Source organism: Neorhizobium sp. USDA 3394, from assembly GCF_056280385.1.
Genome location: NZ_JBWCDU010000002.1, coordinates 1 through 17,509 on the forward strand (window position 1 = coordinate 1; position 17,509 = coordinate 17,509).

Consider the following 17,509-nt stretch of genomic DNA (forward strand, 5'->3'; position numbering starts at 1 on the left):
CGCACCTTCTGGCGCGTTTCCTTGCCGCTGATGAAGCCCGGCCTCGCCAACGCCTTCCTGATCGGCTTTATCGAAAGCATGGCGGATTTCGGCAACCCGCTGGTGCTCGGCGGCAGCCATGGCGTGCTTTCGACGGAAATCTTCTTCGCCGTCGTCGGTTCGCAGAACGATCCGGCCCGCGCCGCGGTGCTGGCGATGATCCTGCTCTGCTTCACTTTGTCTGCCTTCCTCGCCCAGCGGCTCTGGCTTTCGGGCAAGAATTTCGCGACCGTCACCGGCAAGGGCGACAGCGGCGCCCACATCGCGCTGCCCCGCCCGCTTTCGATTGCCGTCCATATGCTCGTCATCCCCTGGATGATCTTCACCCTCGTCGTCTACGGCATGATCATCTTCGGCGGCTTCGTAAAGACCTGGGGCCTCGACAACACGCTGACGCTTGCCCACTACGCCAAGGCTTTCTCCGTCACCATCCGCGACGGTTCGCTTGCCTGGACGGGAGTTGCCTGGAATTCCTTCTGGACGACGATGGAGATCGCGCTGATCTCGGCGCCGCTGACGGCCGCCGTCGGATTGGCCACGGCCTATGTGATCGTGCGGCAGAAATTTGCCGGCCGCGAGCTCTTCGAATTTGCGCTGATGATGAGCTTTGCCATTCCCGGCACGGTCATCGGCATCAGCTACATCATGGCCTTCAACCTGCCGCCGCTCGAAATGACCGGCACGGCCCTGGTCCTTGTCGCCTGCTTCGTCTTCCGCAACATGCCGGTCGGAGTGCGCGGTGGCATCGCGGCGATGAGCCAGCTCGACAAGAGCCTCGATGAGGCTTCGATGACGCTTGGGGCGACCAGCTTCCGCACCATCCGCAAGGTCATCCTGCCGCTCTTGAGGCCGGCGATCACGGCTGCGCTGGTCTATTCCTTCGTACGCGCCATCACCTCGATCAGCGCCGTCGTCTTCCTGGTCAGCGCGCAATACAACATGGCGACCTCCTATATCGTTGGCCTGGTCGAAAACGGCGAATACGGCGTGGCGATCGCCTATTCCTCGATGCTGATCGTGGTGATGATTGCCGTCATCGCCGGCTTCCAACTGATCGTCGGTGAACGGCGACTGCGGCGTGAAAACCGCATCTCGGATTTGCACGCCCGCGTTCCGACCTCCCTGCAGCAGGAGAAAATCGCATGAGCCTCACCCAGGCCGGATCCGTCGTCTTCCAGAACGTCCGCAAGACTTTTGGCGCCTTCACGGCCATTCACGACCTGTCGCTGACTGTCGAGCCCGGCACGCTGGTGACCTTGCTCGGCCCCTCCGGCTGCGGCAAGACCACGACGTTGCGCATGCTCGCCGGCCTCGAACATCCGACCTCCGGCCGCATCCTGATCGGCGGCAAGGACGTCACCATGCTGCCGGCCAACGAGCGGGATGTCTCGATGGTCTTCCAGTCCTACGCGCTTTTCCCGCACATGAATTCGCTCGACAACGTCGCCTACGGGTTGGAGTCCTCCGGCCTGAGCAGGAGGGATGCGCGTGAAAAGGCCGAACACGGGCTCGAACTCGTCGGTCTTGCGGGCATGGGGCGTCGCCTTCCCGCCGAACTTTCCGGCGGCCAGCAGCAGCGCGTCGCCGTCGCCCGCGCCCTGGTCCTCGAACCCCAGGTCCTTTTGCTCGACGAGCCGCTGTCCAATCTCGATGCGCGGCTGCGCCGTCGCGTCCGCACCGAAATCCGCGAGCTTCAGCAACGCCTGCAGTTCACCGCCGTCTACGTCACCCACGACCAGGACGAGGCGCTTGCGGTCTCCGACAAGATCATCGTGATGAAGGACGGCGAGATCGCCCAGGAGGGCAGCCCGCGCGACCTCTACGAGGCACCGGCCTCGTCCTTCATCGCCGACTTCATCGGCGAGGCAAATGTCGTGCCCTGCGAGATCATCGATATTTCGGGCACACAGGCGACCGTCGGCATCGAAGGCCTGAGGCATGTCGTGCCGGCGCGCGGTGCGAGGCCCGGCCGCGGCAAGCTTGCGGTAAGGCCGAATGCCATCACGGTCGAACCGGCCGAAAGCGCCGCCTTTTTCGGGCGGATCAGGCACACGGCCTATCTCGGCGACCATATCGAATACGAGGCGGAAACGAGCGGCGGGACCTTGTTCATCGTTGACCCGTCGGTCGACCGTCCTCTTCCTCCCGGCACGCAGGTCGCCATCGGCCTCAAGAGCCGCGGCATCGCCATCATAGCGGAATGAAAGACCCGCAGACAGGGACACGTTTCTTCATGAACAACAACGAGCAGCATATCAGGGATCGTCACGCACTTGCCGAAAAGGTTGCGCGGGAAGCGGGAAAGGTCGCGTTCGACTATTTCAAGCGCCGGGAAACACTGATCATCGAAACCAAGGGCGATCCGCAGGATGTCGTTTCGATCGCCGACCGGGAGGTGGAAAACCTCATCCGCGACCGCGTGTCCGAAACATTCGCGGACGACGGCTTCCTGGGAGAGGAATACGGGCTTGCCGAGGGCAGTTCCGGTTATACCTGGGTTGTCGATCCGATCGACGGCACCAGCCCGTTTGTCAGCGGCATGCCGAACTGGTGCGTCTCGATCGCCGTTCTCCATGACAGGAAACCGGTCGTCGGCGTCATCCATGTGCCGTGCCATGACGAAATTTATTCGGCAGCGGCCGGACAGGGCGCAACGCTGAACGGCAAGCGACTTTCGCTTGATGCGAAGAAAACGATCCGCAACGGGCTGACCGGCATCGGCGCCAATCACCATGTCACGCCGGCAGCCGTCGCCAAGATTGTCAGCGATCTGCTCGAAGGCGGCGGCAATTTCGTTCGGCTTGGGTCGGGCGCGCTGATGCTGGCCTATGTCGCTGCCGGCCGCCTGGTCGGCTATTACGAACCCTACATGCACGCCTGGGACTGCCTCGGCGGCTATTGCATCGTCGAGGAAGCGGGCGGCTGGTTCCTGCCCTTCCCCACGGAAGGCGGGCGGCTCACCAAGGGCGCCCCGGTGCTCGCGGCCGGTCCGGGTGCCGTCAGCGACCTCAAACGCATCGCCGGTGTCAGCGGAGGAGATTCGGCGGCGGCATAGCCGCTGCATTCGCGCGCTGCCCCGAACCTCTGGATCGGGCGACGCGCACCAAAAGGGTCCTGCAGGATCCAATCTTCGGTTCATGGTAAAGGGAGGAAAACATCCATGAAAATCGTTCTTGCTTCGGCAATTGCCGCAACCACATCACTGCTGATGGCGTCGAGCGCCATGGCCGTCACCGAAATCCAATGGTGGCACGCCATGACCGGCGCCAATAACGAGGTCGTCGAGCAGCTTTCCAAGGAGTTCAACGAAGGCCAGAAGGACTACAAGATCGTTCCGGTCTTCAAGGGCAGCTATGCGGAAACGCTGAATGCAGGCATTGCTGCCTTCCGCGCCAAGCAGCCGCCGGCCATCATGCAGGTCTTCGATGCAGGCAGCGGCGTGATGATGGGTGCGCAGGGCGCCATCGTTCCGGTCGCCGACGTGCTGACGAAGGGCGGCTACAAGTTCGACAAGTCGCAGTACCTGCCCGGCATCGTCGCATATTATTCGAAGCCGGACGGCACCATGCTGTCCTTCCCCTATAACTCCTCGTCACCGATCCTCTATTACAACAAGGATATCTTCCAGAAGGCCGGCCTCGATGCCGCCAATCCGCCGAAAACCTGGCCACAGGTGTTCGAGGCAGCCAAGAAGATCAAGACCAGCGGCGCTGCCCCCTGCGGCCTGACCTCGACCTGGCTCACCTGGATCCAGACTGAAAATCTCGCCGCCTGGAACAACGTCTCTTATGGCAGCAATGAAAACGGCCTCGCCGGCGTGGATGTGAAACTTGCCTTCAACTCCGACTTCTTCGTCAAGCACTTCCAGACGATCGCCGACCTCGCCAAGGAAGGCACCTTCCGCTATGGCGGCCGCACGTCGGAAGCCAAGCAGCTCTTCACCTCGGGTGAATGCGGTATCATGACGGAATCCTCCGGCGGTCTCGGCGACATCATCAAGACCGGCATGAATTACGGTATCGGCCAGCTTCCCTATTACGAGGGTGCCGGCCGGCCGCAGAACACCATTCCGGGCGGCGCCAGCCTCTGGGTCTTCGGCGGCAAGAGCGATGCGGAATACAAGGGAACCGCGGAGTTCTTCAACTTCCTGTCGCAGACCAAGATCCAGGCCCGCCTGCACCAGGTTTCCGGCTATATGCCGGTGACGATGGTCGCCTATGAGGAAACCAAGAAATCCGGTTTCTATGACAAGAACCCCGGCCGCGAGACGCCGCTCCTTCAGATGATGGGCAAGACGCCGACCGAAAACTCCAAGGGTGTTCGTCTCGTCAACCTGCCGCAGGTCCGGGACATCATGAACGAGGAGTTCGAGTCGATGCTCGCCGGCAAGCAGGATGCCAAGACGGCCCTCAACAAGGCCGTCGAACGCGGTAACGCAGCAATCCAGCAGGCAATCGAAAAGTAAGCATCGCGGGCCGCCCGTGCCATCCCGGCACGGGCGGCCTCGTTCGCATTCCAACGGAGCCTGCCCGTGCAAACCGTCGTCTTTCCCAACAAGATCCTGCCCTACGTCCTGGTCGCGCCGCAGATCATCCTGACGCTCATCTTCTTTTTCTGGCCTGCAAGCCAGGCGCTCTATCAATCGGCCATGCGGGAAGACCCGTTCGGCCTGCGAAGCAATTTCGTCGGGCTCGCCAATTTCAGGTTGATCCTGTCGGACGAGAATTATCTTCACGCGCTGCAGGTGACGATCGTCTTCAGCGTCGCGACCGCCCTGCTCTCGATGGGCCTGGCGCTGCTGCTGGCAACGGCGGCGGATCTCGTGGTGCGCGGCAAGGGCTTCTACCGCACCATGATGATCATTCCCTATGCGGTCGCGCCGGCCGTCGCCGGCATGCTGTGGCTTTTCATGTTCAATCCGGCCATGGGGACCCTGGCCTATATTCTCAGACGCAACGGCATTGCCTGGGACCCTTTACTCGACGGCAACCAGGCCATGACGCTGGTGGTGGTCGCCGCCGCCTGGAAGCAGATCAGCTACAATTTCCTGTTCTTCGTCGCAGGCCTGCAGGCGATCCCCAAATCCCTGCTGGAGGCGGCCGCAATCGACGGCGCCCGCGGCAGTCGCCGCTTCTGGACGATCGTCTTCCCGCTTCTGGCGCCGACGACCTTCTTCCTGCTCGTCGTCAACACCGTCTACGCCTTTTTCGACACGTTCGGCATCATTCATTCCGTGACCGGCGGCGGCCCCGCCAAGGCGACCGAAACGCTGGTCTACAAGGTCTACAATGACGGCTTCGTCAACCTGAACCTCGGCTCGTCGGCGGCACAATCCGTCGTGCTGATGGTCATCGTCATCGCGCTCACCGCGTTCCAGTTCCGCTTCGTCGAGCGGCGCGTGCATTATGGCTGAGGACATTTGATGATCGAAAACCGCCCGCTCGCTACCCTCATGGGGCATCTGATGCTGATCCTCGGCATCGTCATCGTTGCCTTCCCGATCTATTATACCTTCATCGCCTCGACGGCGACGTCGACTGCCATCATCCGCCCGCCGCTGTCGCTGCTGCCCGGCGGGCACATGATAGAAAACTACGGCGAATCCATTTCAGGCGGCGTCGAGCGCGTGGTCGGCGTGAGTCTTGAGAGGCTGTTGTTCAACAGCTTCGTGGTGGCGATCGCGATTGCCATCGGCAAGATCGTCATCTCGTTTCTGTCGGCCTTCGCGATCGTCTTCTTCCGTTTTCCCTTCCGCATGGGCTTCTTCTGGATGATCTTCATCACCCTGATGCTGCCGGTGGAGGTGCGCATCCTGCCGACCTACAAGGTCATCGTCGATCTCGGGCTGATCGACACCTATGCGGGACTGACCCTGCCGCTGATGGCGTCGGCAACCGCCACCTTTCTCTTCCGGCAGTTCTTCCTGACGATCCCGGGCGAGATGGTCGAGGCAGCCCGCATCGACAATGCCGGGCCATTCCGCTTCATGCGCGACATCCTGCTGCCGCTGTCGACGACCAACATCGCCGCCCTCTTCGTCATCCTGTTCATCTACGGCTGGACCCAATATCTGTGGCCGCTGCTGGTCACCAATGACGCCAAGATGAATACGATCATCATCGGCCTGCGCCGCATGGTCGATTTCGCGGATGCCTCAACCCCCTGGAACTACGTCATGGTCACCGCGATCCTGGCGATCATTCCTCCCGTCATCGTCGTGGTGCTGATGCAGCGCTGGTTCGTCAAAGGTTTGGTGGAGACCGAGAAGTAATGGCAACAATCGAACTCAAGGACGTCCGCAAGGTCTATGGCGGCAATATCGAGGCGATCAAGGGCGTGTCGCTCGATATCGAGGACGGCGAGATGATCGTGCTGGTCGGCCCGTCGGGCTGCGGCAAGTCCACCCTGCTGCGCATGGTGGCAGGCCTTGAAAGCATTTCGGCGGGCGAGGTGACGATCGCCGGCAAGCGTGTCAACGAGCTGGAACCGGCCGAGCGCGACATCGCCATGGTTTTCCAGAACTATGCGCTCTACCCGCACATGACCGTGCGCCAGAACCTCGCCTACGGCCTCAAGAACCGCAACACGCCAAAGGACGAGATCGACCGCCGCATCACCGAAGCCGCTCGCGCGCTGGAAATCGAGGCCTTCCTCGAACGCAAACCGCGCCAGCTTTCCGGCGGCCAGCGTCAGCGTGTCGCCATGGGCCGCGCCATCGTGCGCAAGCCGGCCGCCTTCCTGTTCGACGAGCCGCTGTCCAACCTCGATGCCAAGCTGCGCGTCCAGATGCGGGTCGAGATCCGCCGCCTGCAGCGTTCGCTCGCCACGACCTCGATCTACGTCACCCATGACCAGATGGAGGCGATGACGCTGGCCGACCGGCTGGTCGTCTTGAATGCCGGCCGGATCGAGCAGGTCGGCACGCCGATCGAGCTCTATGAAAAGCCTGCGACCACGTTCGTCGCGACCTTCATCGGCTCGCCGTCCATGAACCTCATGAAACTCGGCAACGGCGCCGGCTGGAAGATGTCGCCCGAGGCGCGACTACCGAACAATGCCGCCACGATCGGCATTCGGCCGGAGGACATCGTGATTGCCAACGGTCATGCTCTCGGGCCTGTCAGGGCCGAAGTCCAGGTGGCGGCGGTCGAACTGGTCGGCGCGGAGAGCTACGTCCATGCCATGACGGCTGACGAAAATCCTGTCGTCTTCCGCGTCCCAGGCCGCTCCGGGATCCGGATCGGCGAGACCATGGCCCTGACAGCGGACCCCAGCCGCTTCCATCTGTTCGATGCTGCCGGAAAGAGGGTTTGAGGGACGAGTAGTCAAGCTTCCTTCCGCCGCAGGATCGCCGGCTGGCACAGAAAGTCACCAAAGGCGTCTCATTGCCACACGGGCGCAACGGAGGAGATGGAAGCTGCTGGCGGCTCGCGCATCGTGCACCGACGAACCTCAGTTCGCAGTGCGTGCCAAAAATTCGCGGATCGCAGCGATCACGACCTCATGCGCTTCGACATGGACCGCGTGGTTCGCGTTCGGCACTTCGAGAAGCTCGCCCCCGGGGATGCTTTCGGCGATCAGGCGCGAATGGTTCGGCGGGCAGATCCAGTCTTCGGCACCGCAGACAACCAGCGTCGGAACCGGAATATCCTTCAGCTTCTCGCGCAGGTCGTAGAGGCGTTCCTTGAACAAGGCGTTGTGGGTCTCGGCATGCAGATGCATGGTGCGGGTGCGCTCCAGCGCGGCATCCGGATCGAATTTTTCGTAATAGAGCGGCTGCAACGCCAGCCAGATCAGGCGCAGTTCGGTATCGTCCTTGACCCTGTCGGAGAACATCTTGTCGAGCATGTCGAGCGACGCGCTCGTCGCCTTGTGGATCCGCTGCTTGAACACCACCATGGCATCGTCTTCGTGGTGATAGCTCGCGGCAGTCCCGCGCAGGATCAGTCGCGACAGGTTCTGGCCATATTTCACGGCGTAGGTGAGCGCGATCATGCCGCCGAACGAGCCGCCCTCGAGAATGATCTTGCGGCCGCCGCACAGGTTCATACGAAAGGCTTCGACGTCATCGGCCAGCTGCTCGAACGTATAGGGCGGCGTCAGGCTCGTCTCCCCGCAGCCGCGCTGATCATAGGCGATGACCCGATATTGGTCCGACAGGACCTTGTAGGCGTTGAACTCTCCGTGGCGGTCGCCGATGCCGCGCCCGCCATGCAGCGCAATGATCGGCTCGGCATCGGGATTGCCGATGTCGTCATAGACGAAGGTGGCGTTGTTGAGTGTCACTGTCGGCATGGGACTATCCTATTCTGATATGGGCGTCTGGGTACGTGCATGTGCCGGATCGCCAATCGTCCGGCGGATGCTGGATCCAACAACTGTCATCAGCCAATGGAAGACCATCCCGCCTCTTGTGAAACGGGATGGCAAATTTTGGCGTCCTGGGCTCAGTTGGCCGCAGGCTTCATGTCGAAAGCGCGGACCCAGTCGTCGCCCCGGGCGGTCCAGGTGATACGCTTGGACAGGCCGTAGGTGGCGGGCTGGGTATAGAGGAAGAGCGCCGGCGCCTCGTCGCACATCACCTCGGTCGCCTTCTTGTAGGCGGCCTGGCGCTTGGCCACATCCATGGTCGAGCGGCCGTCCGCCAGGGCCTTGCCGAAATCGGCATTCTCCCAATAGGCGTACATGTTGCCTGGCGCGAACAGGGTCAGAAGACCGTCGGCATCGATCGTCGGCCAGGCCTGGCTGAGCAGGCTCATGCGGCCGAGATCCTTGGTCTTCAGATACTTGTCCATATAGGCGCTGAACTGCATCTCGACGATCTTGGTCTTGACGCCGATCTCTTCCAGCTGGCTGGCGACAGCCTGGACGACTTCCTCGCCATTGAGGTAGATGCCGGTCGGCACTTCGATTTCGATCGGCTCGGCCGGCGCACCGCCTGCCTTCTTCAAAAGGTCGGCCGCCTTTTCCGGGTCATAGGCGTAAGGCTTCAGATCGGCGTTGAAGCCGAAATAGCTCTTCGACGTCACCTGGCACTTGGCGATCTCGGCCTGGTCGTTGAAGATCGCCTTGACGATGCCTTCCTTGTCGACGGCGTAGTTCAGCGCCTGGCGAAGCAGCTTGTTGTCGAGCGGCGGCTTCAGTGTGTTGAACTTGATGAAGGCCGTGCGGGTGCTCGGCACCGCGCCGGCCTGGGCGCTGCCGCTCGTCTTGATCCGGGTAATTTCCGTGGTCGGGATCGAGTTGATGAAATCGACCTCGCCCGCAAGCAGCGCGGCGACACGGCTGGCGGCATCCGGAATGATGCGGACGACGACCTTGCTGAAGTCCGGCTTCGCACCCCAATATTGCGGATTGGCGTCGAGCGTGATGCTCTCGCCCGGCTTGACGGAGGAGATGACATAGGCGCCGCCCGAGGCGGTCTCGGTCGCCGGCTTATGCTCGGCGGCCCATTTCGGCGGCAGCAGGAAAAACATGGACAGCTGGCCGATCATCGCCGGATAGGGCGAGCTCGTCTTGATCTCGATCTCGGTCGGGCTGATGACCTTGACGTCGGAGATCAGCGTGAACCACGCCTTGATGCGGGCATTGACGGCCGGGTCGCGCACACGATCGAAGTTCCATTTGACCACTTCGGCATCGATCTTCTCGCCATCGTTGAACGTGGCGTCCGAACGCAGCTTGATGCGCCAGGTCAGGTCATCGACGCTCGTCCATTCGGTTGCAAGAGCCGGAGCAATCTTCATGTCGGGCCCGCGCAGGACCAGCGACGGATAGATGTGGCTGAGCAGGCTGAGGTCGGTGCCGACGGATGCCGTCATATGCGGATCGAACGTGTTGATCGTGTTCGTGATCGCGATGGTCAGCGTCTTGTCCTGCGCCAGCGCTGATGTCGAGATCGTGGCGCCGAGTGAAAGTGCGGCGATTGCCGCGGAGATCGTTTTTCTGGTCACGTCCATTCCCTTCTGATTAAATCCCGTTGGTTTTCATGGGCTTACACTGCGTTCTCAAGAGACGCTTTTCCTCTATTCGACGTCCTTGAGCATAAGCGGATCGAATTTGCGAAGATCGCAGAACGTTTCGGTCATCCCTCTGCCGGGGACGACGATCGGCGAGCTGGCGGTCATGCTGTTTCCTCCCTTCCGTTCATTTGGCTTCGACAGGTACGGAATGACCAAGCGTGTGCATCAGTCGGTTCGCCCAGCCGAAAATGGCGGCGGAGTGGATGAGATCGACGATCTCGGCCTTCGACATGCCATGATCGCGAAGGGCCTGTACCTGCTCCCTGGTGGCCTGCGACGGCGTCTCGGACAGCGCCTTGCAGAAATCGACGATCGCCTGGGTCCTGGCATCGAACGGACCTTCGAGGCCCCGCACATAGATCTCCTCGACGACATCCTCGCGGCCCGACAGTTCGACAAAACGGCGGGCATGGACCGAGGCGCAATAGACGCAACGATTGACGGCGGAGGCGACGAGCGCGCCGAGTTCCCGCTCGGCCCGGTCGAGGCCGCCCTTGGCATACATGATGGCGTTGAACAGTTTCGTGCGGGCCACGTAGGATTCCGGATCATGCGCAAGCGTGCGCACATAGGCGGAAACCTTGGTATTGGACGGGGTCACCTGCATCGCAGCCAGCTGTTCTTCGCTCGCCGCGGCAACGTCGACCGGCTCGATATAGGGCGACCAGGAGAGCGCCTTGACCTTGAAACGCGACATGCTCATTCGACCTCCTCCAGAAGGCTCAGGCCGACAAGGACGCGGGCCTCGTAGTTGACGAAGGCAATCAGCTCGGACAGCGCGATGATCTGCGGATTGGTGAGCCCCGCCTTTTCGAGGCGCTCGATATCTGCCCTGCTGTTGTCGCGCGGCGTTTTGGTGACGAGATCGGCATGGCGAATGACGGCACTGGTAAAGGCATCGGCCGCCGCGGTCTCGGCGCCGGAAGCGATGGCGGCGAGATCCGGATCGCTGCCGGCGTCGTCCAGCATCAAATCGTAGACCGCAGCCAAGTCCTCGCGGCCGATGAAGCGGGCCATGCGGGAAGCAAGCGCGGCGCGCAGAGCATGGCTAAGGCCAAAGCCGTGGTTTGGGCTGAGCACCGTTTCGCGGCACAATTCCGTGCCCTCCACGAATTCCGGCCGCTCGCGGCGGATCGCATAAAGCTCGGAGCCCTCTTTCAGGCCGGACAGGATGTCGATCTGGTCCAAGTCACTCATTCCCATCATAGGTTCCACCTGCGGATCCGGTCCATGGACGGATCGAGATCAGGCATGAATTGGGGGCGGTCGCCTGCGACAGATGCGAGGCGGGTGTGATTGCTGTCAGCGTATTCGGGTTGCCGCCGTGGTCGACGCCCTGCGCATCGGGGCGGAACCAGCCGCCGGTCGGAAGCACGGCGACGCCGGGCATCAGGCCATCATCGATCGTCAGCGCCGCGATCGTGCGGCCGCGGTCGTTGTAAAGCTCGCAAAGGTCGTCCGGTTTCAGGGTAAGACGCCTGGCGTCGATCTCGCTCAGCGTAAAACGCTCATAGCCGTCAAGCTTGGCCGCCTGGCTCGCGGGGCCATATTCGAGCTGGCCATGCAGGCGGTGGGCGGGCTGCGGAGACAGGAGATGGAACGGGTGTTTCGCCGAAAGCGGCGCGCCAAGCCACTCCTCCGGCGCCAGCCAGACGGGATGGCCGGCAATGTCGGAATAACCGAAGCCGCGGACGGCGTTCGACCCGATTTCGATCCTGCCGCTCGCTGTTTTCAGCGGGGCCGCATCCGGGTCTCTGACGAAATCTTGAAAATGGTTCGCCGGCGCCGGCGCAAGCTCGCCTTCGTCAAGCGCGGCATAACCCCGAAGGCGAAACGCCTGGAAATCCGGCAATTCCGGATAACGCTCCCGATAACCTTCGTAGATCCGGGCAAGCCAGTCGTCAGTCGTCAACCCCTCGTCGAACTGCTGGCGGCAACCGAGTTTCTCGGCGATCAGGCAATAGGCTTCGTGATCGGTCAAGACACCGGCCGGCGGATCCATCACACGGCGGCTGTAGACCAGCCAGTTCTCGCGCGACGCCGCCGCGACATCGTCGCGCTCGAAGGGAAACGCCGATGGAAGCACGATGTCCGCCATCTTGGCGGTGGCAGTCCACATGTTCTCGGTGACGATCACGGTCTCGGGGCGCCGGAAAGCCTCGGCCAGCCGGTTGAGATCCTGATGATGGTGGAAGGGATTGCCGCCTGCCCACCAGACGAGCCGGATATCGGGCAGTTGAAGAACCTGTCCGTCGTAGTCGATCCGCCCGCCCGGATTTTCGAGCAGATCGGTGATCCGCGCCACCGGAATGAAGCTGCGAACCGGGTTGGGGCCTTGTTCGAATGCCGGCCCTTTCAGGCGCCGCACCGGCTGGCCGACGGAATTGACGGCTGTCAGCCCGAAGGCGAAACCGCAGCCGCGCTTGCCGACATGCCCCGCCATCGACGCAAGCGCGATCGCCGCCCAGAACGGCTGTTCGCCACGCCGCGCCCGTTGCAGCGACCAGGCGACGTTGACCAGGCTCGGCACGTCATGCAGGTCTTCGGCGATCTCGACGATGGTTTGCGCCGGCACACCGGAAATCGCCGAGGCCCATTCGGCATCCTTGGCGATGCCGTCCGCCTCGCCGACCAGATAGCTCTCGAAATCGCAATAGCCGGTCGTGCAGCGTTTCAGGAAGTCGCAGTCGAACAGGCCTTGGGCGAGCAGCGTATGGCACATGCCGAGCATCACCGCGGCATCCGTATTCGGGCGAAGCGGAACATGCCGGACGTTCGCACCGGAGGGCGCATCGCTCGAAGCGGGGCTGAAGACGATGATGCGCACACCTTTGTCCTGGCAGCGCCGCAGCCATTCGACGGCGCGGTGGCTGCCGGTCCCTCCCGACTCCACCTGCGCATTGCTCAGCCGGAAGCCGCCGAACCCGACCACGAGCTGACAGCCTTCGGCAATGTCGTTCCAGGACGGCGAGGTATCGCAGGCATCCTTGTAATCCGGACCGAGGATATGCGGCAGAAGGACGGCCGCAGCGCCATAGGAATAGCTGTTGACGGAAGAGGTGAAGCCGCCGGCGAGATTGAGCAGGCGCTTGAGCTGGCTTTGCGCATGATGGAAACGGCCGGCACTGGCCCAGCCGTAGGAGCCGCCGAAGATCGCCTGGTTGCCGTGGCTCTCCCGCACGCGCCGCAACTCGCCGGCGATCAGGCCTGCAGCCTTGTCCCAGCTTATCGCGACGAAATCCTCGCGGCCGCGCGAAACGCCTGTTCCGGCAAGAGGCCCCTTCTCCAGCCAGGACTTGCGGACCATCGGGGCGCGGATCCGCTCCGGATGGTCGGCCAGATCCAGGTAGCCGAGACCCGTTTCCGAAGGGTCAGGATCATGACGGAACGGCAGGAGCTTGCGCTTCCCGTTCGCATCCGTGCCGACTTCGTAAGTGCCGAAATGGGTTGCGAACAGGTGCGTCATTTTCTCAAGCCTCCAGCACGAAATGACGATCGCCGACGGGCCGCAGAACGGCTTCCTCCGGCGGCAGGTTGGCGCCGACGTCGAAGACAAGCGGTCGGCGGTTGCGTTCGATGTCCGGGTCGGGAACCGGGATCGCGGAAAGCAGCGCTTTCGTATAGGCATGCTGCGGGTTTTCGAAAATCGCGTCGCAGGGACCGATTTCGACGATGCGCCCGCGCAGCATGACCGCCACCCGGTGGCAGAGATATCGGATCATTGACAGGTCGTGGGCGATGAACAGGTAGGTCAATCCCAGCTCGTCCTGCAGATCCTGGAAGAGGTTGACGATCTGCGCCTGGATCGACACGTCGAGGGCGGTGATCGGCTCGTCGGCCACGATGAAGGCAGGATTGAGCGCGATCGCCCGCGCGATATTGACGCGCTGGCGCTGGCCGCCGGAAAATTCGTGCGGATAACGCTTCATGAAGGACGGATCGAGGCCGACTTTGGTAAACAGCGAGGCGACCCGATCCTCGAGCTCGCGGCGCGAACCCGCCAGTTTATGAACCTCCAGCGGCTCACCGACAAATTCGCCCACCGTCATACGCGGATTGAGCGAGGCATAGGGATCCTGGAAGATGACCTGCATGTCGCGCCGGTAAGGCTTCAGCATCGCCTTGCTCAGGCCGGTGATATTCTCGCCCTTGTAGAGGATGTCGCCGCTGGTCGGCGCCTCGAGCTGCAGCAGCACACGGCCGGTCGTGCTCTTGCCCGAACCGGATTCGCCGACAAGGCCGAGCGTCTCGCCGGGGGCGATGTCGAAGCTGACATTGTTGACGGCCTTCAGGGCCTGCGTCGAACCGCCGAACAAACGCTTCTCGCCGCCATAGGTCTTGCAAAGGTTCTGGGCCGAAACCAGCGGCTTCATGGTGCTCTCGCTCATGGCTGCACCTGCGTGGCGGCAAGCGCGGCACGAAGATCGTACCAGGCGGCCGCCTTGTGGCCGGCAACGCTGCCCTCGACTTCGGCAAGCGGCGGCGTCTCGGTGCGGCAACGCTCGGTCGCGAACGGATTGCGCGGCGCGAAGGGATCGCCGATCGGCTCCTTGGTCAGGTCCGGCGGATTGCCGGGGATCTGGTAAAGCCGGGTCACGCCTCGACGGCCGCCATGCGGCAGCGACTTCAGAAGGCCCCAGGTATAGGCGTTGCGGGGATCGTGGAACACGGCGCGGACCGGGCCGCGCTCCATGATCCGGCCGCCATACATGACCTGAACCGTATCGGCGAGGCCGGCGACGACCCCCATGTCATGGGTGATCCAGATGACGGTGGTGCCGATCTTCTTCTTGAGATCACGGACCAGATCGAGGATCTGCGCCTGGACGGTGACGTCGAGCGCGGTGGTCGCCTCGTCGGCAATCAGCAGCTTCGGATTGCACGAAATGCCGATCGCGATCATCACGCGCTGCCGCATGCCGCCGGAAAACTCGTGCGGATATTGTCTGGCGCGGCGGGCGGCATCGGGGATGCCGACAAGTTCGAGAAGTTCGACGACGCGCGTCCGTGCCTGGCTTGCCGACATGCCGAAATGCCGCCGCAGCGGCTCGGCAATCTGCCGCTCGATGGTCAGGACCGGATTGAGCGAGGTCATCGGATCCTGGAAGACGAAGCCGATCTCCTTGCCGCGCACTTCGAACAGTTCGCGTTGCGACAGCGCCAGCAGGTCGCGGCCGTTGAACAGGACTTCGCCGCGGACGATGCGGCCAGGCGGTGTCGCGATCAACCCGACCATCGACAGGGCATGGACGCTCTTGCCCGACCCGGATTCGCCGACGATGCCGAGCGTCTCGCCCTCTTCCAGGCTGTAGGACACGTCGTTGACGGCATGCACGGTGCCATCAGGCGTGTCGAACGCGACGGTAAGATTGCGGACCTCGAGCAGGGGTGCCATCGGACGCTCAGACCTCCAGATAGCCGCCGGCCGAGCGGGTCAGATACTCGCGGCCGGTCTCGGTGACGAGAACGGTATCGGAGATCTGCGTCGCGCAGACGCCGGGAACGCGGATATTGGGCTCGAAGGTGAAGATCATGCCCGGTTCGAGCACCAGCGAAGACGACGCGTCGAGCGAGGAATGCTCGTGCGCGCCAAGCCCGATCCCGTGGCCGATGCGGCCCGGAATATTGGCACCATAACCACGCGCCTTCAGTCCCTCGCGGGTCTTCTCGAACAGATCCTTGTAGGGCGTGCCGGGCCTGATCAGGGCATCGACTTCTTCGCGGATCTCGAGAATGGCGTCGAGCGCCCGCTTGTTGACTTCCGGCAGCGGGCCCATCGCGATGGTGCGCTCGTTTTCGGCGTGGATGCCGTTGGCGATCGTCCAGATCAGCACCGAGACGGCCTCGCCGCGCTGAGGCTTGCGCTGGGTGGGGTTGTCGCAATTGTAGAACATGCGCGGCCCCGAAAGCACCCAGGTCGCCATGCCGTTCTGGACCCCGCCTTCCAGCGAGCCGAAGTCGCAGACCTCGACATCGGGATATTCGGCGGCCCACAGTTTGTTCATCGCATGCATGGAGGCGATGGCGACTTCCCGCTCGTTGCCGCCGGCGGCAAGGGTTGCGACCGCCGTATCCATGCCAAGATCGGCCGCCCGCGCCGCGATGCGGGCATTGGCGATCTCGTCCGGGTCCTTGATCAGGCGGCAATGGTCGATCAGATGGCTGACATCGGCGAATGCCGCGTCCGGCAGCGCCTTGCGCAACTGACCGGCCCGCTGGATCGAGATGAATTCCTCCTCGATGCCGACGGTCTTGCCGGCCACGCCGAGATCGCCGAGGATCGAGGCCAGCGCATCCTGCCAGTTCGGCCCCATGGTGACCTTGGTCGACCAGGAACCATAAAGGCGGATATCCGGCACCCAGGCGCTGGCGCGACCGTGATCGTCGCGCAGCGCATGCACGAGCATGATCGGGTCATGGTCCGGGGTCAGGATGGCGATCACCGGGTGGGAATAGATGATCGGATTGAAGCCGGTGAAATAGAAACTGTTTTCCGGTTTGAAGGAGACGATGACATCGACGCCCTGCCTGGCCATGCCGGCCTTCAGGCGTCCGACGCGGGGCGGTAACGTGGAACGGGAAGGCTCAATCATCGCATGGTCCTCAATTTCGGATCGAAATGATCGCGCAGCCAGTCACCCAGAAGGTTGACGCTGAGCACAGTCAGGAGAATGGCAATGCCGGGGAAGGTGACGATCCACCAGGCGGTCGAGATGTAGACGCGGCCGTCGGCCAGCATGCGGCCCCAGCTCGGATTGGGCGGCTGGACGCCGAGCCCGAGAAACGAAAGCGCCGCGTCCATGATGATGATGCGGGCAAGTTCCAGCGTCGCGATCACCAGCGCCGGGGTCATGACGTTCGGCAGCAAGTGCTTGAGCATGATGCGCCAGGTCCCCGCACCGATCGCATGGGCCGACAGGATGAACTCGCGTTCGCGAAGGGCAAGCACCTGGCCGCGGATGATGCGGGCGTAGCGGAGCCAGCTCGTCAGGGCGAGCACGATGACGAGGTTGCGGGTCGAGGGTCCGAGCGCCGCAACCACCAGAAGGGCCAGAAGCATCAGCGGCAGGGCGAGCTGGATATCGACAATACGCATCAGGACGCGATCGACCATGCCGCGGTAATAACCGGCGACAATGCCAAGCAGCGTGCCGACGATGCCGCCAAGAATGACGGCCGCGGCCGCGATGGCCAGCGTGATCCGGCTGCCATGGACGATGCGGGACAGGATATCGCGGCCGAGTTCATCGGTGCCGAGCGGATGGGCGCCGGGCGAAAACAATCCCGTCCAGGTGGGCGCCACCATGCGGGCAAGCAGGTTGGACCGCGTCGGCACCGGCAGGCCGAGATAGGGCGCGAGAATTGCGGCCAGTACGAAGAGCGAGACCAGCAGGAAACCGAACAGTCCGGCGCGGCTTTTCAGGAGGGCGAGGAAGAACGCTTTCATG

The 17,509-nt window shown here is 62.8% G+C and carries 16 protein-coding genes; 7 read left to right on the top strand and 9 right to left on the bottom strand.

The genetic code is table 11. From position 1 onward, the window contains the following. From ACZ9EJ_RS21550 to ACZ9EJ_RS21580, 7 genes are all read left to right on the top strand, one after another. Positions 1–1,185 (top strand): ABC transporter permease (locus ACZ9EJ_RS21550; RefSeq protein WP_476099783.1); only part of this gene is annotated, 1,185 nt, incomplete at its 5' end. Then, a complete protein-coding gene (locus ACZ9EJ_RS21555; RefSeq protein ID WP_046629702.1) occupies positions 1,182–2,243 on the top strand; it encodes an ABC transporter ATP-binding protein in 1,062 nt (353 codons plus the stop codon). The genes ACZ9EJ_RS21550 and ACZ9EJ_RS21555, both read left to right, overlap by 4 nt. Positions 2,244–2,272: 29 nt before the next feature. Next, positions 2,273–3,094, top strand: coding sequence for an inositol monophosphatase family protein (locus ACZ9EJ_RS21560; protein WP_046640056.1), 822 nt, complete (start codon positions 2,273–2,275; stop codon positions 3,092–3,094). Positions 3,095–3,199: 105 nt separating this feature from the next. Beyond that, on the top strand, positions 3,200–4,504 hold the full coding sequence (gene ugpB, locus ACZ9EJ_RS21565; RefSeq protein WP_046629703.1) for a sn-glycerol-3-phosphate ABC transporter substrate-binding protein UgpB: 1,305 nt from the start codon (positions 3,200–3,202) through the stop codon (positions 4,502–4,504). 66 nt (positions 4,505–4,570) lie between these two features. Then, positions 4,571–5,452, top strand: a complete 882-nt coding sequence (gene ugpA, locus ACZ9EJ_RS21570) for a sn-glycerol-3-phosphate ABC transporter permease UgpA (RefSeq protein ID WP_046639996.1) — start codon at positions 4,571–4,573, stop codon at positions 5,450–5,452. 9 nt (positions 5,453–5,461) lie between these two features. Beyond that, on the top strand, positions 5,462–6,310 hold the full coding sequence (ugpE, locus tag ACZ9EJ_RS21575; RefSeq protein WP_046639995.1) for a sn-glycerol-3-phosphate ABC transporter permease UgpE: 849 nt from the start codon (positions 5,462–5,464) through the stop codon (positions 6,308–6,310). Beyond that, positions 6,310–7,353, top strand: a complete 1,044-nt coding sequence (locus tag ACZ9EJ_RS21580) for a sn-glycerol-3-phosphate import ATP-binding protein UgpC (RefSeq protein WP_046639994.1) — start codon at positions 6,310–6,312, stop codon at positions 7,351–7,353. Before ugpE ends, ACZ9EJ_RS21580 begins: the two co-directional genes overlap by 1 nt. Before the next feature lie 138 nt (positions 7,354–7,491). On the opposite strand, the gene ACZ9EJ_RS21585 is transcribed toward ACZ9EJ_RS21580, so the two are convergent. The 9 genes from ACZ9EJ_RS21585 to ACZ9EJ_RS21625 form a co-directional block, all read right to left on the bottom strand. Then, the gene (locus ACZ9EJ_RS21585) at positions 7,492–8,334 is read right to left on the bottom strand and encodes an alpha/beta fold hydrolase (RefSeq protein WP_046639993.1); all 843 of its coding nucleotides are present in this window, start codon (positions 8,332–8,334) and stop codon (positions 7,492–7,494) included. A gap of 152 nt (positions 8,335–8,486) precedes the next feature. Continuing rightward, positions 8,487–9,992, bottom strand: coding sequence for an ABC transporter substrate-binding protein (locus tag ACZ9EJ_RS21590; protein ID WP_046640055.1), 1,506 nt, complete (start codon positions 9,990–9,992; stop codon positions 8,487–8,489). Positions 9,993–10,185: 193 nt separating this feature from the next. Beyond that, on the bottom strand, positions 10,186–10,764 hold the full coding sequence (locus tag ACZ9EJ_RS21595; protein ID WP_046639992.1) for a peroxidase-related enzyme: 579 nt from the start codon (positions 10,762–10,764) through the stop codon (positions 10,186–10,188). Further along, positions 10,761–11,258, bottom strand: coding sequence for a CMD domain-containing protein (locus tag ACZ9EJ_RS21600; protein WP_046629709.1), 498 nt, complete (start codon positions 11,256–11,258; stop codon positions 10,761–10,763). The genes ACZ9EJ_RS21595 and ACZ9EJ_RS21600 overlap by 4 nt, the downstream gene beginning before the upstream one ends. After that, positions 11,251–13,527: a molybdopterin-dependent oxidoreductase gene (locus tag ACZ9EJ_RS21605; RefSeq protein WP_046639991.1), complete on the bottom strand. Its 2,277-nt coding sequence runs from the start codon at positions 13,525–13,527 to the stop codon at positions 11,251–11,253. The genes ACZ9EJ_RS21600 and ACZ9EJ_RS21605 overlap by 8 nt, the downstream gene beginning before the upstream one ends. A 4-nt stretch (positions 13,528–13,531) precedes the next feature. After that, entirely contained in the window at positions 13,532–14,449 is a 918-nt protein-coding gene (locus tag ACZ9EJ_RS21610; RefSeq protein WP_046629711.1) for an ABC transporter ATP-binding protein, read from the bottom strand. Continuing rightward, positions 14,446–15,456 (bottom strand): ABC transporter ATP-binding protein, encoded by a 1,011-nt coding sequence (locus ACZ9EJ_RS21615; protein ID WP_046639990.1) that lies wholly within the window; start codon positions 15,454–15,456, stop codon positions 14,446–14,448. Before ACZ9EJ_RS21615 ends, ACZ9EJ_RS21610 begins: the two co-directional genes overlap by 4 nt. Positions 15,457–15,463: 7 nt before the next feature. Further along, entirely contained in the window at positions 15,464–16,654 is a 1,191-nt protein-coding gene (locus tag ACZ9EJ_RS21620) for a M24 family metallopeptidase (RefSeq protein WP_046639989.1), read from the bottom strand. Beyond that, complete coding sequence (locus tag ACZ9EJ_RS21625) at positions 16,651–17,508, bottom strand: ABC transporter permease (protein ID WP_046640054.1); 858 nt, start codon at positions 17,506–17,508, stop codon at positions 16,651–16,653. The genes ACZ9EJ_RS21620 and ACZ9EJ_RS21625 overlap by 4 nt, the downstream gene beginning before the upstream one ends. Position 17,509 lies beyond the last annotated feature (1 nt).